Raw genomic sequence first — 14,701 nt, 5'->3', positions numbered from 1 at the left:
ACTGTCAACCACCCCGCCAGATAAAATCCGCACTAAAACACGCGTCATCACCCAGCTAAAACCACCCCCACACCCTCCCCGCCAAACCCGACCCAAACATCCCGGACCAACGAAGAAAGACGCGCATTATAAACTCACAAACCGTTACGTCAAGACGGAAAATCAGGGGGTGCAGGGAGCACATGAACGGTCCGGACTTGTAGAACGTGATCTGTCCGGTTTCATTGTTTACCCAGAAGATACGACGCAATCGCTGCAGGAGATCCGTTCGATGCGGTTCGAAGAGACTTGTGCGGGCTGAAGGCTCGAGGTGCGATCGATCTTCACGTTGTAGAATTCGGCCTCAAACCAACCGGAATCCGCAATGAAACAGTATCTGGACCTGATGCGGCACGTGCTCGACAACGGCCATCCCAAGACCGACCGCACCGGCACCGGTACGCTATCGGTGTTCGGCTGGCAGATGCGATTCGACATGGGGGCCGGTTTCCCGCTGCTGACGACCAAGAAGCTGCATACGCGCTCGATCATCCATGAGCTGTTGTGGTTTCTGCAGGGCGACACCAACATCCGCTACCTCAAGGACAATGGCGTGTCGATCTGGGACGAATGGGCGGACGAGAACGGTGAACTGGGTCCGGTCTATGGCAAGCAATGGCGCCGCTGGCAGACCGCAGACGGCAGAAGCATCGATCAGATCGCACAACTCATTGAAGGGCTCAAGCGCAATCCGGATTCGCGCCGTCACCTGGTTTCGGCATGGAACCCAGGGGAGATCGAAGGCATGGCCCTGCCGCCGTGTCACGCCATGTTCCAGTTCTATGTCGCGGACAATACGCTGTCCTGCCAGCTCTATCAGCGCAGTGCGGATATCTTTCTCGGCGTCCCATTCAACATCGCCTCGTATGCCCTCTTGCTGCTGATGGTTGCGCAGGTGTGCAACTATCGGCCCGGCGATTTCGTCTGGACCGGCGGAGACTGCCATCTGTATCTGAACCATCTGGACCAGGCGCGCGAGCAGCTCGGCCGAGCGCCGCGCCCCTTGCCCACGATGCGGATCAACCCGGAGGTCGGTGACATCTTCGGCTTCCGCTTCGAGGATTTCGCACTCGAAGGATACGATCCGCAACCGCATATCAAGGCGCCAGTCGCGGTATGAACGGCAAGCCGGAAATCGTTCTGATCGCGGCCGTCGCCCGCAACGGCGTGATCGGCAAGGACAATGCGCTGCCGTGGCGCCTGAAGGCGGATTTGGTGCGTTTCAAGTCCGTGACGACCGGTCATCCGATCCTGATGGGTCGCAAGACCTGGGAGTCGCTGGGCCGCCCCCTGCCGGGCAGACGGAACCTGGTCGTCACCCGCGACCCGGCCTACGGCGCGAACGGCGCCGAGGTGTTCGGCGACCTGGCATCCGTGATTGTCGCAGTCGCCGACACCGAGCGACTGTTCGTGATCGGCGGCGCCGATCTCTATCGACAGATGATCGCCGAAGCAGACCGGCTCTTGCTCACCGAAGTGTGGACGGAGATCGACGGAGACACCCACTTTCCGCCAATCGACACGACGGTATTCGAAGAGATCCGCCGTGAAGCGCACAGCGCGGACGAACACAACCAGTTCGACTACGACTTCGTCGAATACGTGCGCCGTGCGTAGCCTCGCCGTTCAGGCAAGCCCCGCCAGCAGTTGAAACAGCACAGGGCGCTCGCTTGGATGAGGCGACTCGCATGGCCCGGGACGCCTCTATTTCACGCAGTCCACATGGTAGGTGCGCTGGCCGCCCGACTGCTCGCAGACCAGGCCGTGAATGTCGGTTTCGAATCCCGGGAAGCTCGCGTTGAAGTCACGCGCAAACTTCAGGTAGCGGACGATGGTCGCGTTGAAACGCTCACCGGGAATCAGCAACGGAATACCCGGCGGGTAAGGTGTAACCAGCATCGCAGTGACTCGGCTTTCGAGTTCATCGATCGGCACCCGCTCAATCTCCCGATGCGCCATCTTGGCGAAGGCATCGGCCGGCTTCATCGCCGGGATCATGTCCGACAAATACATCTCGGTAGTCAGGCGCGCCACATCATGCGCCTTGTAGAAGCTGTGGATCTGCGCACACAAATCCTTCAGACCGATACGCTCGTAACGCGGAAACTTCGCGCTGAAGTCCGGCATCACGCGCCACAAGGGCTGATTGCGATCGTAATCGTCCTTGAACTGCTGCAACTCGGTCACCATCGTGTTCCACCGACCCTTGGTGATACCGATCGTAAACATGATGAAGAACGAATATAGCCCGGTCTTCTCGACGATGATGCCGTGCTCGGCCAGATAGCGCGTCAGGATCCCGGCCGGAATGCCCCATTCGGCAAAATCCCCATCAACATCCAGCCCCGGCGTGATCACCGTCGCCTTGATCGGGTCGAGCATGTTGAAACCTTCGGCCAGATTGCCGAAGCCATGCCACCGCTCACCGGCCTTGAGGATCCAGTCCTCGCGCTCGCCGATGCCTTCCTCGGGCAGGTACTCCGGCCCCCAGACCTTAAACCACCAGTCGGCAATCCCGAACTCCGCCTCGACCTTGCGCATCGCGCGACGGAATTCGACCGCCTCGGACAGGGACTCATCGACCAACGCCGGACCGCCCGGCGGCTCCATCATGGCTGCGGCCACGTCGCATGACGCGATGATCGCGTACTGCGGGGAGGTCGAGGTATGCATCAGGTAGGCCTCGTTGAAGATGTCGCGGTCGAGTTTGCGGGTCTGCGAATCCTGAACCAGGATCTGCGAGGCCTGGCTCAGCCCGGCAAGCAGTTTGTGGGTGGACTGCGTCGAGAACATCATCGACTCCTTGCATCGCGGCCTGTCCGCCCCGATCGCATGGTAGTCGCCATAGAAATCATGAAAGGCGGCATGCGGCAGCCAGGCTTCGTCGAAATGCAGCGTGTCGATCCTGCCGTCCAGCATTTCCTTGATGGTCTCGACGTTGTACACGACGCCGTCATAGGTCGATTGGGTGATCGTCAGGATGCGCGGCTTCTTGTCCTTGACCTCGCGCGCAAACGGGTTGGCCTCGATCTTGCGCTGAATCGTCTCCATCGAGAACTCCTCCAGCGGGATCGGCCCGATAATGCCGTAGTGATTGCGCGTCGGCGTCAGGAACACAGGCACCGCCCCAGTCATGATGATCGAATGGAGGACGGACTTGTGGCAGTTGCGATCGACCACGACGATGTCTCCGGGCGCCACAGTGGTATGCCACACCATCTTGTTCGACGTCGACGTGCCATTGGTCACGAAATACAGATGATCGCAGTTGAAGATGCGCGCTGCGTTGAGCTCGCTGGCCGCGACCGGTCCGGTGTGATCGAGCAACTGACCGAGTTCCTCGACCGCATTGCAGACATCGGCGCGCAACATGTTCTCGCCGAAGAACTGGTGAAACATCTGTCCGACCGGACTCTTCAGAAACGCGACGCCGCCCGAATGCCCCGGGCAGTGCCATGAATACGAGCCGTCAGCCGCATAGTGGGTCAGCGCGCGGAAGAACGGCGGCGCGAGGGTCTCGAGGTAGTTCTTTGCCTCCCGCACGATGTAGCGCGCGACGAACTCGGGCGTGTCCTCGAACATGTGGATGAAGCCATGCATCTCGCGCAGCACGTCGTTCGGGATGTGGCGGCTCGTTCGCGTCTCTCCGTACAGGAAGATGGGAATGTCCGCATTGCGAAAGCGGATCTCCTGCACGAAGGCACGCAGGTCGGCGATGGCCTTCTCGGTCGCCTGCTCGGAGGAGAACTCCTCATCGTCGATCGACAGAATGAAGGCCGAGCCGCGACTTTGCTGCTGTGCAAACGAGGTCATGTCCCCGTAGCTCGTCACGCCGAGCACCTCGATGCCCTCACCCTCGATCGCCTTGGCCAGCGCACGCACACCCAGCCCTGACGCATTCTCCGAACGGAAATCCTCGTCGATGATGATGATCGGAAAATGAAAGCGCATCCCTGTCTCCAGCATTGCCGGCCTCGCGGCTCGGGCATGTTACCCGTAGGTTGATTGCAGAAACCTTACCGGAAAGCACAAGGGGCCGTTATCGGCCCCGGTTGCAGGCCTCGCGGGCCATATCGTCGGATGGACTCCGTTCGGTCAGATCTTGGGCAGGGTCACACCCTGCTGGCCCTGATACTTCCCGCCCCGATCGCGATAGGACGTCTCGCAGATCTCGTCCGATTCGAAAAACAGCATCTGCGCGATCCCTTCGTTCGCGTAGATCTTGGCCGGCAGCGGCGTCGTGTTCGAGAACTCCAGCGTCACGTGGCCCTCCCACTCGGGTTCGAGCGGCGTCACATTGACGATGATGCCGCAGCGCGCGTAGGTGCTTTTGCCGAGGCACACGGTCAGCACGCTGCGCGGGATGCGGAAATACTCGACCGTGCGCGCAAGCGCGAACGAGTTCGGCGGAATGATGCAGACATCGCCGACGAAATCGACGAAGTTGCGCGCATCGAAATCCTTCGGGTCGACGATGGTCGAATTGATGTTGGTGAAGATCTTGAATTCGTTTGCGCAGCGCACGTCGTAGCCGTAGCTCGAAGTGCCGTAGGACACGATCTTACCGACGTCGCTGTCGCGCACCAACCCGGGCGCGAACGGCTCGATCATTCCCTTTTCTTCCGCCATCCGGCGGATCCATTTGTCTGACTTGATCGACATGGGGTGCTGCATCCTCTACAACGCCCGGACCCGAAGCCGGACCCGAAAAATCGTCGTAGTGTAACCCGGATCAGGTGTTCTGAATGACGATGCTCGGGAATTTGTGACTCATGTCCTTGGCCTTCTCGGCCACTCTGACCGCGACCTTGCGCGCGATGTCGCGATAGATGGCCGCGATCCGCCCGTCCGGGTCAGCCACCACCGTCGGCGTGCCCCCATCCGCCTCCTGACGAATCTGCATGTCCAGCGGCAACGCGCCAAGAAACGGGATGGAATAGTCCTCGCACAGCTTTTGCCCACCGCCCGTGCCGAAAATCGGCTCCTCGTGCCCACACTTCGAACAGATGTGCAGACTCATGTTCTCGACGATGCCGACGATCGGCACGCCCACCTTCTCGAACATCTTGAGACCCTTGCGCGCATCGAGCAGCGCAATATCCTGTGGCGTGGTGACGATCACCGCTCCGGTCACTGGCACGGTCTGGGACAGCGTCAGCTGGATGTCGCCGGTACCGGGCGGCATGTCGATGATCAGGTAATCCAGGTCATGCCAGTTCGTCTCCTTCAGCAGCTGAGTCAGCGCCTGGGTGGCCATTGGACCGCGCCACACCATCGGCGTCTCGACGTCGACCAGGAATCCGATCGACATCGCCTGCAAGCCATGGGCTTCCAGCGGTTCCATGCGTTTTCCATCGTAGGACTCGGGCTTCTTGTCGCCGATGCCGAGCATCTGCGGCTGGGACGGACCATAGATGTCGGCATCGAGAATCCCGACCGTCGCGCCCTCCGAAGCCAGCGCCAGCGCGAGGTTGGCCGCTGTAGTACTCTTGCCCACGCCCCCCTTGCCGGACGCCACTGCGATGATGTTCTTCACCCCGGGCAGCAACTTCACACCCTGCTGCACCGCATGCGCGACGATCACACTGCGAACCTCGACCTCGACCTGGGCCGCCCCCGCCAGCGCTGAAACCGCCGACACACAGAGCGCACGAATCTGCTCGACCTGGGTACGCGCCGGATAACCCAGCTCGACCGTAAAACGCACCCGGTCATCTCTGAGCTCGAGATCCTTGATGCAGCGTGTGGAAACGAAGTCCTTGCCCGTATTGGGATCAATGACAGTCTTCAGGGCATCCGAGACGGATTCCGGGGTCAGGCTCATGGCGGTTCATCCTTGGCAATGTTAAGCGGGACACCACCTCGCAACTGCGCTTGCGATGCACGGCGTCCCGTCGCCCCCACATCATACCGAAGCCGATCGCCGAGCTCATCCCCTTGCTGATCAGGGTCATCGACCCGGCTGCCGAACGGCTACAATCGAACATTCCGAGCCACTGACCCCGAGTACCGCCCAGGAGCGATCCGCCCGCAGCGTACCGCATGGAGAACAACCGACGTGACGCGATTCAGGATTGTTTCGATCTGCATGCTGACACTGCTGCTGAGCGCCTGTTCGGCGCTGCCCGGCACGGGTTCACCGGGATCCGCGGCCACGCCGGCCGTGCCCCCCTGGATCGCCCAGCGGCATGTTCTCGCGACCACCCTCACCGATCAGGTCGGGCTGGAAGCACAGGAGATGGACGATGGCAGTCTGCTGGTTCGACTGCCGGCGGCCGAGGGTTTCGCGCACGACAGCGCCACACCGAAGGCGCCGCTGAGGGACATGCTGGACACGATCACGCCGCTGTTGATGGCATTCCCCGATACCGAACTGCAGATTTTCGGTCACACCGACAGCATCGGAAGTGAACTGCACAACCTGCGCCTGTCCATTTCGCGCGCCGAGGCCGTCATGGACTATCTGCGGGCCAAAGGGATTGCGCTGGCGCGGCTCAGCGCGGACGGTCGCGGCGAGGCGGAGCCGATCGCGGACAACGCTACGGACATAGGGCGCGCGACCAATCGTCGGGTCGAACTCGTGCTGCGCCCGATCCAGTAGGCGTGTCGCTCCGACCCGACCCATCCGCGTCCAACCGAACGGTCTCTCGACGATCACGGGAGTTTCGCCATTGCGCGCAACCGGCGCCGGGTCACTTCACGGCGAAGCCGCCGCGCGCCTTTGATAGACTTACGCCTTTTGCCACAAGACGCCCATCATGCCCCGAAACATTCTCGTCACGAGCGCTCTGCCCTACGCCAACGGCGACATCCATCTCGGACACCTGGTTGGTTACATCCAGGCCGACATCTGGGTGCGATACCAGCGCATGCGCGGCCACACGGTCTTCTATGTCTGCGCCGACGACACCCACGGCACACCGGTGATGCTGCGCGCCGAGAAGGAAGGCATCACGCCCGAGGCGCTGATTTCGCGCGTGCATGGCGAGCACCTGCGTGACTTCACAGGTTTCGGCGTCACGTTCGACAACTACCACTCCACCCACAGCCCGGAAAACCGGGCATACGCGGAAGACATTTACACGAAACTCAGCACAGCCGGACTGATCGACGAGCGCGCGATCGAGCAGTACTTCGACCCGGTTAAGGAAATGTTCCTGCCGGATCGGTTCATCAAGGGCGAGTGCCCCAAATGCGGCGCCCCCGACCAATACGGCGACAACTGCGAGGCCTGCGGTGCAGCCTACGCGCCGACCGAACTGAAGAATCCATACTCGGCCGTATCCGGTGCGAAGCCGGTGCTGAAGACCTCCGAGCATTACTTCTTCCGCCTGTCCGACCCGCGCGCGGTCGCATTCCTGCGCGAGTGGACCCGCGGCACCAACGCGGCTGGCACGCGTCGCCTGCAGCTGGAAGCGGCGAACAAGATGAAGGAGTGGCTGGGCGAAGAGGGCGAAAACAAGCTTTCCGACTGGGACATCTCGCGCGACGCGCCCTACTTCGGCTTCGAGATCCCGGGCGCACCGGGCAAGTATTTCTATGTATGGCTGGACGCGCCGATCGGCTATCTGGCGAGCTTTCGCAACTTGGCCGGGAGTCGCGGCGACATCACGGTCGAGGATTACACCGACGCCGAGCGCGCCGCGACCAGCGGCACCGAGATGGTGCACTTCATCGGCAAGGACATCCTGTACTTCCACGCGCTGTTCTGGCCGGCCATGCTGCACTTTGCCGGCTATCGTGCCCCGTCGCAGCTGTGCGTCAACGGATTTCTGACCGTTGACGGCGCAAAGATGAGCAAGAGCCGCGGGACCTTCATCACCGCCCAGTCCTATCTCGCGCAGGGGCTGGACCCGGAATGGCTGCGCTACTACTTCGCGACCAAGTCCAACGGCACAATGGAGGACGTGGACCTCAACCTCGACGACATGATCGCCAAGGTCAATTCGGACCTGGTCGGCAAGTTCGTCAACATCGCGAGCCGCTGCGCCGGCTTCATCGTGAAGCGCTTCGACGGCAAACTCGGCAGGGTCGATCCTGAGATGGCAGGCGAATTCAGCGCCGCGCTCGGTGCGGGGGTGATCGCAAAAGCTTACGAGGACCGCGACTTCAGCCGTGCGCTGCGCGAGATCATGCGCCTGGCCGACATCGCCAACCAGTATGTCAATGACCACAAGCCCTGGGAGCTGGCCAAGCTCCAGGGCGAGGACGAGCATCTGCACACCGCCTGCACCACGGCGCTCACGCTGTTTCGCGACCTCGCGCTTTATCTGAAGCCGGTATTGCCGGCGCTGGCCGCAAAGGTCGAGGAATTTCTGATGATCCCGCCTCTGGCTTGGACCGAGGTGTGGACCGCCCTGCCCAGCGGCCATGAGATCAGACCCTACAAGCATATGATGACCCGGGTCGAGCGCAAGCAGATCGACGCGTTGATCGATGCGAATCGCGATTCGCTCGCTGCACCGGCCGGCACGACCGAGGCAACCGCGACGCAGACGAAGACGGACAAGGCGACGAAACACTCGGAGCAGCGTCATGCCGAGAAGCAGCAGCATGATGCGCGGGGCAAGGAAACCATGTCCTCACATATCACGATCGACGATTTCACGAAGGTGGACCTGCGCATCGCGAAGATCGTGAATGCCGAGCATGTGGAAGGGGCCGAGAAACTGATCCGCCTGCAACTGGACATCGGCGAGACCGACGACGCGGGCGGCCCGAGATCCCGTCAGGTGTTCGCCGGCATCAAGTCGGCCTATGACCCCGCCACGCTGATCGGTCGCCTTACGGTGATGGTCGCGAATCTCGCACCGCGCAAGATGAAATTCGGCATCAGCGAAGGCATGGTACTGGCCGCGTCGGACGACGCCGACAAGTCGTCCGGCATCTACATCCTGTCGCCGGACAGCGGCGCCCGGGCCGGCATGCGCGTGAAGTGAAGCCGAACCCGAACTCTGGATCGCGCCGGACATGCCGCTGACCGCGAACAAGCGCTGGATGGTGCTGCAGCGAACGACGCCCGGGCGAGGACGTTCGGTGCAGCACCCCGCGTTCGCGTCCAACCAGACTTCAGAGGCATCATGATCCGCTTTCGTCCGAAACTGCTCGACACGCTTCCCGGTTATAGCCGGGGTCTGTTCGCAAGCGACCTGTCCGCCGGCATCACGGTCGGCGTACTGGCGCTACCGCTCGCGATGGCGTTCGCGATCGCCAGCGGCATGAGCCCGTCCGCCGGCATCTGGACCGCGATCGTGGCCGGCTTTCTGGTGTCGCTGCTCGGTGGTTCACGGGTCCAGATCGGCGGCCCCACCGGCGCCTTCATCCCGATCATCTACGTCATCGTCGTCGACTACGGCGTGCAGAACCTGCTGATCGCCACGATGATGTCCGGCGTGATGTTGCTCGCGATGGGGGCGTTCAAGCTCGGCAACATGATCCGCTTCATACCGCTATCGGTCGTGATCGGCTTCACCAACGGCATCGCGGTGGTGATCTTCATCTCGCAGATCAAGGACTTCCTCGGCCTGGACATCGAGCAGATGCCCGGTGAGTTCTTCGGCAAGATGGAGGCCCTGTACGGCGCGATCGGGACCCTGCAGTTGCCAACCCTGCTGCTGGCCACCGCGTCACTCGTGGTGCTGGTCAGCTGGAATCGACTGGCCGTGAAGGTCGCCTGGATGCGTCGTCTGCCCGGACCGCTGGCGGTGCTGATCATCGCGACCGCGGTCAATGCGTTCATGCATCTGCCGGTCGACACCATCGGCAGCCGCTTCGGCGGGATTCCGCAGGAACTGCCGTCCTTCGGTCTGCCCGAACTGTCCCTCGGCCTGCTCGGCAAGCTGATCGCTCCGGCGCTGACGATCGCGATTCTGGGCGCGATCGAGTCGCTGCTGTCCGCCCGCGTCGCCGACAGTCAGATCGACGACCGGCACGACCCCAATCAGGAACTGATGGCGCAGGGCGCGGCCAACATCGTCGCACCGCTGCTCGGCGGCTTTGCCGCGACCGGCGCAATCGCAAGGACCGCCACCAACGTCCGTGCGGGCGGACGCACACCGGTTGCCGGCATCGTGCATGCGCTGACGCTGCTCGCCGTCGTGCTGGTCGCCGCCCCGCTCGCAAGCCATATCCCGCTCGCGACGCTGTCGGCAATCGTCGTCATCGTGTCGATCAACATGGGCGAGTGGCATGCATTCCACCCGACTGAACTGAAGCGTTATTCGAACAACTACAAGACCATCCTGCTCGGCACTTTCTTGATCACGGTCCTGTTCGACCTGACGCTTGCAGTGGAGATCGGCATGGCGCTAGCCAGTTTGTTCTTCATCTACCGGATGTCCGACCTGACCCGCATCGAGCGGGTGCCGCTGGAGCGCTACAAGGGATTCGAGCACTACTACGAGCTCGACACGCTGACCCGCGCGGACGGCAGTGTCCGCATCCAGGCCTTCCGCCTGTTCGGCAGCCTGTTCTTCGGAGCGGCCAACAAGCTCGATGCGCTGCTCACGCAGCAGGAGGGTCATCCCGAGGTCGTCATTCTCGACCTCGACAAGGTGATCAACATCGACACCACCGGACTGGACATCCTGCAGACGCTGCATCGCAATCTGAGCAAGCGCGGCATCACGCTGATCCTGAGCGCCCTCAACGCCCAGCCGGGTTCGATCGTGAGCCGCTCGGGCTTTCTGGACAAATTGGGACCGCATAACGTAGCCGCCAATCTGGATGCCGCACTGATCAAGGCCCAACACGTCGGGCCGGGCCGTGATCCGGAGATTTCCTATGCCTGACCGAATCAAGGATGACGAACCGGTGACCCGTCACCTGCTGATCCACGGCAAGGTGCAGGGCGTCTGGTATCGCGCCAGCGCGCAGAACGAAGCCCTGAAGCTCGGGCTCCACGGTTGGGTGCGAAACCGCAGCGGCGGTGAGGTCGAGGCGCTGGTTTCCGGGCCGACAGAAGCCGTCGAGGCCTTCATCGACTGGACGCGCGAGGGGCCACCGGCGGCCAGGGTGGACCGCGTCGAGGTGTCGGTGGCGAACCTGCCGGCGCCGGGCCCGTTCTCGTTGCGTCCGGACGTCTGAGCCACAGGCGGCGACAAGCCTCACCGTCCGATCCCGCGGCAATGGCGGTCAGTGGTATACCACCTCCACCCCATCCGGCGGCAGCCACTCGCGCAGACTCTCGAGTAGCGCGTCGTCGGGACGGATGCGCCAGGTGTCGCCGAGAGGCAGATCCGCCTCGGCGTTGTGGTTGCGGTAACGCACCCGGATCGGACAGCCGCCCTCGCGGAACGGCATCAGCAGCGCCTGCAGTTTCTCGACGGCCGCCACCGCACTGCCAGCCTGGCCGACCTCGCCGTTCAGGCGTAATTGCAGGACACGCGCGAAACGGCTGCGCGCCTCGCCCAGCGTCATCAGTTTGTCGGCGATGATGCGCAAACCCCCCGAGAACTCATCGTTGCTGATCCTGCCTTCGACCACCAGCACATCGTCGGTGACGATCTTGCCGCGATTCGCATCCAGCACTTCCGAATAGACCGCGACCTCGCGCGCTTCGGTCCCGTCGTCCAGTTGCACGAAGGCCATCTTGCCGCGGTTGCCGACCTTGGTGCGCACCTCCATCACGACACCGGCCAGCATTGCCAGTTCGCGTGACGGTTCGAGTTCGGCGAGGCTGCGGCGCACGAAACGGCGCACTTCGGACTTGAACGCGTTGAACGGATGGCCGGACAGGAAGAAACCGATCGCGGTCTTTTCCTCCTTCAGGCGCTCTCGTTCCGACCAGGCACGCACCTTAACGAACTCGACCGACGCGCCCGCCGCGTCCGGCAGATCGTCGAACAGGCCGCCCTGCATCGCGTTGGCCGAGAGTTGCTCCGCAGCCTCCATCGCCAGACTGACCGTCGCGATCAGTTGCGCCCGATCTCGTCCGGCATGGCCGGGCAGCGTATCCATCGCCCCGGCCCGGATCAGGGCTTCGATCACGCGCCGGTTGACCATGCGGCGATCGACCCGCTCGCAGAAATCGAACAGATCGCGAAACGCACCGCCGGCCTCGCGTGCAGCCAGGATCGCCTTCACCGCCGGCTCGCCGCAGCCCTTGACCGCACCGAGACCGTAGCGGATCGCATGGCGGCTCACCGGGACGAAACGGTAGTCGGATTCGTTCACATCGGGCGGCAGGATGCCGATCCCGTTCGCCTTCGCATCCTCGAAGAAGATCCGGATCGTGTCGGTATTGTCCAGATCGGCCGACATCGTCGCGGCCATGAAGGCCGAGCAGTGATGCGCCTTCAGCCACGCGGTGTGGTAGGTCACCACCGCATAGGCCGCGGTGTGGGACTTGTTGAATCCGTATTCGGCGAACTTCTCCATCAGATCGAAGAGCTTCATCGCCAGCGCTTCGTCGTAGCCCTGCTTCTTCGCGCCCTCACGCATGATCTCGCGATGCTTGGCCATCTCCTCGGCCTTCTTCTTGCCCATCGCGCGGCGCAGCATGTCGGCGCCACCGAGCGTATAACCGCCGATGATCTGCGAGATCTGCATCACCTGTTCCTGGTACACGATCACGCCGTAGGTCGGCTCCAGGCTGGGCTTCAGGTCAGGATGAAAATAGTCGATCTCCTGTTGACCCTTCTTGCGCAGGATGAAGTCGTCCACCATGCCCGAGCCGAGCGGCCCCGGACGGTACAGCGCGAGCACCGCGATGATGTCCTCGAAGCGGTCCGGACCGAGTTTCTTCAACAGCTTCTTCATCCCGTCCGATTCCACCTGGAAGATCGCGGTGGTGTTCGCGTTCTTCAGGATCTGGTAGGCGGCCGGGTCGGTGAAGGGCAGTGCGTTGAGGTCGGGGCGCTCGCCGGTCAGGCGTTCGACGTAATCGAGCGCGAGCTTGATGATGGTGAGGTTGCGCAGGCCGAGAAAGTCGAACTTCACGAGCCCCACCGCCTCGACGTCGTCCTTGTCGAACTGGCTCACCGTGGTGGCATCGTCACCATCGGCCAGGTACAGCGGACAGAAGTCGGTGAGTTTGCCCGGCGCGATCAGCACCCCGCCGGCGTGCATGCCGACGTTGCGGGTCAGGCCCTCCAGCGGTTCGGCCAGCGACCACAATTCCTGCACCGACTCGCCGTCGTTGCCGTCGGTCATCATCTCGCCGATCTGCGGCTCCATCTCGTAAGCCCTGGCCAGCGACACCGGCTTGGCGCCCTCTACCGGCACCAGCTTGGACAAGCGGTCGCATAGACCGTACGGCAGGTCCAGCACGCGCCCGACATCACGCACCACCGCCTTGGAGGCCATCGTGCCGAAAGTCGCGATCTGGCTGACCGCATCCCGGCCGTAGCGATCGCGCACATACTCGATCACGCGGTAGCGGTTGTCCTGGCAGAAATCGATGTCGAAGTCGGGCATGGACACCCGCTCCGGGTTCAGGAAGCGCTCGAACAGCAGCGCATACTCTAGCGGGTCGAGATCGGTGATGCGCAAGGAGTAGGCGACCAGCGAACCCGCGCCCGAACCTCGCCCCGGGCCGACCGGCACGCCGTTTTCCTTGGCCCAGATGATGAAGTCGGCCACGATCAGGAAGTAACCGGGAAACCCCATCTGGATGATGGTGTCGGTCTCGAACTTGAGCCGGTCTTCATACCGGGGCCGATGTCGCTCGCGCTCTGCCGCATCCGGATACAGCTCGAGCAGCCTCTCGTCGAGGCCGCGCTTCGCCTCGACCACCAGAAAGTCGTCCAGCGTCATGCCCTCGGGGGTCGGAAACAGCGGCAGGAAGTTCTTGCCCAGTTGCACCGTCAGCGAACAGCGGCGCGCGATCTCGACCGCGTTCTCCAGCGCCTCCGGGATGTCCGCGAACAGTGCGCACATCTCGTCCTGGGTCTTGAAGCACTGTTCCGGCGTGAAATCCCTGGGGCGACGCTTGTCGGCCAGCACGAAGCCCTGAGCGATGCACACCCGCGCCTCGTGCGCCTTGAAATCCTCCGGCTTCATGAACTGGACCGGATGGGTCGCCACCACCGGCAATGAACAGTCGGTGGCCAGTTGCAGCGCCGACCGGATGTAGGCCTCGGTGCCGGGATGTCCGGCGCGCTGCAATTCGATGTAGAACGCGTCCGGGAACAGCGCCGCCCACTCGTGCGCGAGCGCACGCGCGGCATCCGGATTACCGTTGAAGATCGCCTGACCGATGTCGCCCGACATCGCGCCCGACAGGCACAGCAGGCCGGATGCCGCACCGCCGCCGAACCAGTCTCGCCGCATCTCGGCCCGCCCGCGATGCTTGTTCTCCAGATAGGCGCGCGTCAGCAACTCGCACAGCTGGCCGTAGCCCTGGCGATTGCGACAGATCAACAGCACTCTGAACGGCTTGTCCCGGTCGACATCGTTCGTGATCCACGCATCGACGCCGACGATCGGTTTGACCCCGCGCCCACGGGCCAGCTTGTAGAACTTGACCATGCCGAACAGGTTGGCCAGATCCGCCATACCCAGCGCTGGCATGCCGTCCGCGGCGGCGGCGGCGACCGCCTGGTCGAGCCGGACGATGCCGTCCTGGATCGAATATTCGGAGTGGAGACGGAGGTGGACGAAACGGGGCTGGTGCGATGCGCTCATGGGCGACGATTTTACCCGACTTGCCCGTGCCCAAGGC

11 protein-coding genes are annotated in these 14,701 nt (G+C 62.8%); 7 read left to right on the top strand and 4 right to left on the bottom strand.

Annotated features, from left to right (window positions below):
- The 3 genes from ACKVEX_RS15650 to ACKVEX_RS15640 all read left to right on the top strand — a co-directional run.
- Positions 1 to 301: hypothetical protein (locus ACKVEX_RS15650; RefSeq protein ID WP_473216671.1), on the top strand; the 301-nt coding region annotated here is incomplete at its 5' end.
- Positions 302 to 364: 63 nt separating this feature from the next.
- On the top strand, positions 365 to 1,159 hold the full coding sequence (locus ACKVEX_RS15645) for a thymidylate synthase (RefSeq protein WP_473216670.1): 795 nt from the start codon (positions 365 to 367) through the stop codon (positions 1,157 to 1,159).
- Positions 1,156 to 1,656: a dihydrofolate reductase gene (locus ACKVEX_RS15640; protein ID WP_473216669.1), complete on the top strand. Its 501-nt coding sequence runs from the start codon at positions 1,156 to 1,158 to the stop codon at positions 1,654 to 1,656. Before ACKVEX_RS15645 ends, ACKVEX_RS15640 begins: the two co-directional genes overlap by 4 nt.
- Before the next feature lie 87 nt (positions 1,657 to 1,743).
- Here ACKVEX_RS15640 and ACKVEX_RS15635 read toward each other — a convergent pair whose 3' ends face one another.
- The 3 genes from ACKVEX_RS15635 to apbC form a co-directional block, all read right to left on the bottom strand.
- Complete coding sequence (locus ACKVEX_RS15635) at positions 1,744 to 3,990, bottom strand: Orn/Lys/Arg family decarboxylase (protein ID WP_473216668.1); 2,247 nt, start codon at positions 3,988 to 3,990, stop codon at positions 1,744 to 1,746.
- Positions 3,991 to 4,134: 144 nt separating this feature from the next.
- Positions 4,135 to 4,701, bottom strand: a complete 567-nt coding sequence (gene dcd, locus ACKVEX_RS15630) for a dCTP deaminase (RefSeq protein ID WP_473216667.1) — start codon at positions 4,699 to 4,701, stop codon at positions 4,135 to 4,137.
- Positions 4,702 to 4,771: 70 nt separating this feature from the next.
- On the bottom strand, positions 4,772 to 5,863 hold the full coding sequence (apbC, locus tag ACKVEX_RS15625) for an iron-sulfur cluster carrier protein ApbC (RefSeq protein ID WP_473216666.1): 1,092 nt from the start codon (positions 5,861 to 5,863) through the stop codon (positions 4,772 to 4,774).
- Between the two features lie 264 nt (positions 5,864 to 6,127).
- On the opposite strand from apbC, the gene ACKVEX_RS15620 reads away from it, so the two are divergent.
- The 4 genes from ACKVEX_RS15620 to ACKVEX_RS15605 all read left to right on the top strand — a co-directional run bounded on the left by ACKVEX_RS15620 (position 6,128) and on the right by ACKVEX_RS15605 (position 11,124).
- Positions 6,128 to 6,640: an OmpA family protein gene (locus tag ACKVEX_RS15620; protein WP_473216665.1), complete on the top strand. Its 513-nt coding sequence runs from the start codon at positions 6,128 to 6,130 to the stop codon at positions 6,638 to 6,640.
- A 157-nt stretch (positions 6,641 to 6,797) separates the two neighbouring features.
- On the top strand, positions 6,798 to 8,978 hold the full coding sequence (gene metG / locus ACKVEX_RS15615; protein WP_473216664.1) for a methionine--tRNA ligase: 2,181 nt from the start codon (positions 6,798 to 6,800) through the stop codon (positions 8,976 to 8,978).
- 138 nt (positions 8,979 to 9,116) lie between these two features.
- Entirely contained in the window at positions 9,117 to 10,829 is a 1,713-nt protein-coding gene (locus ACKVEX_RS15610; protein ID WP_473216672.1) for a SulP family inorganic anion transporter, read from the top strand.
- Positions 10,822 to 11,124: an acylphosphatase gene (locus ACKVEX_RS15605; protein ID WP_473216663.1), complete on the top strand. Its 303-nt coding sequence runs from the start codon at positions 10,822 to 10,824 to the stop codon at positions 11,122 to 11,124. Before ACKVEX_RS15610 ends, ACKVEX_RS15605 begins: the two co-directional genes overlap by 8 nt.
- A 48-nt stretch (positions 11,125 to 11,172) precedes the next feature.
- Here the strand turns inward: ACKVEX_RS15605 and dnaE are convergent, their stop codons facing one another.
- On the bottom strand, positions 11,173 to 14,664 hold the full coding sequence (gene dnaE, locus ACKVEX_RS15600; protein WP_473216662.1) for a DNA polymerase III subunit alpha: 3,492 nt from the start codon (positions 14,662 to 14,664) through the stop codon (positions 11,173 to 11,175).
- Positions 14,665 to 14,701 lie beyond the last annotated feature (37 nt).

Origin of the sequence: Denitraticella aggregata, assembly GCF_048158365.1 — a bacterium.
Classification (GTDB): domain Bacteria; phylum Pseudomonadota; class Gammaproteobacteria; order Burkholderiales; family Rhodocyclaceae; genus Azoarcus_F.
Note: the sequence above shows the minus strand (reverse complement) of the source record. Positions and strands in the feature narration are given on the sequence as shown.

Bases quoted from the DNA above. Each gene is read 5' to 3' on its own strand.
- ACKVEX_RS15645 (WP_473216670.1), top strand. From the start codon at position 365: ATGAAACAGTATCTGGACCTGATGCGGCACGTGCTCGACAACGGCCAT.
- ACKVEX_RS15640 (WP_473216669.1), top strand. From the start codon at position 1,156: ATGAACGGCAAGCCGGAAATCGTTCTGATCGCGGCCGTCGCCCGCAAC.
- ACKVEX_RS15635 (WP_473216668.1), bottom strand. From the start codon at position 3,990: ATGCGCTTTCATTTTCCGATCATCATCATCGACGAGGATTTCCGTTCG.
- dcd (WP_473216667.1), bottom strand. From the start codon at position 4,701: ATGTCGATCAAGTCAGACAAATGGATCCGCCGGATGGCGGAAGAAAAG.
- apbC (WP_473216666.1), bottom strand. From the start codon at position 5,863: ATGAGCCTGACCCCGGAATCCGTCTCGGATGCCCTGAAGACTGTCATT.
- ACKVEX_RS15620 (WP_473216665.1), top strand. From the start codon at position 6,128: ATGCTGACACTGCTGCTGAGCGCCTGTTCGGCGCTGCCCGGCACGGGT.
- metG (WP_473216664.1), top strand. From the start codon at position 6,798: ATGCCCCGAAACATTCTCGTCACGAGCGCTCTGCCCTACGCCAACGGC.
- ACKVEX_RS15605 (WP_473216663.1), top strand. From the start codon at position 10,822: ATGCCTGACCGAATCAAGGATGACGAACCGGTGACCCGTCACCTGCTG.
- dnaE (WP_473216662.1), bottom strand. From the start codon at position 14,664: ATGAGCGCATCGCACCAGCCCCGTTTCGTCCACCTCCGTCTCCACTCC.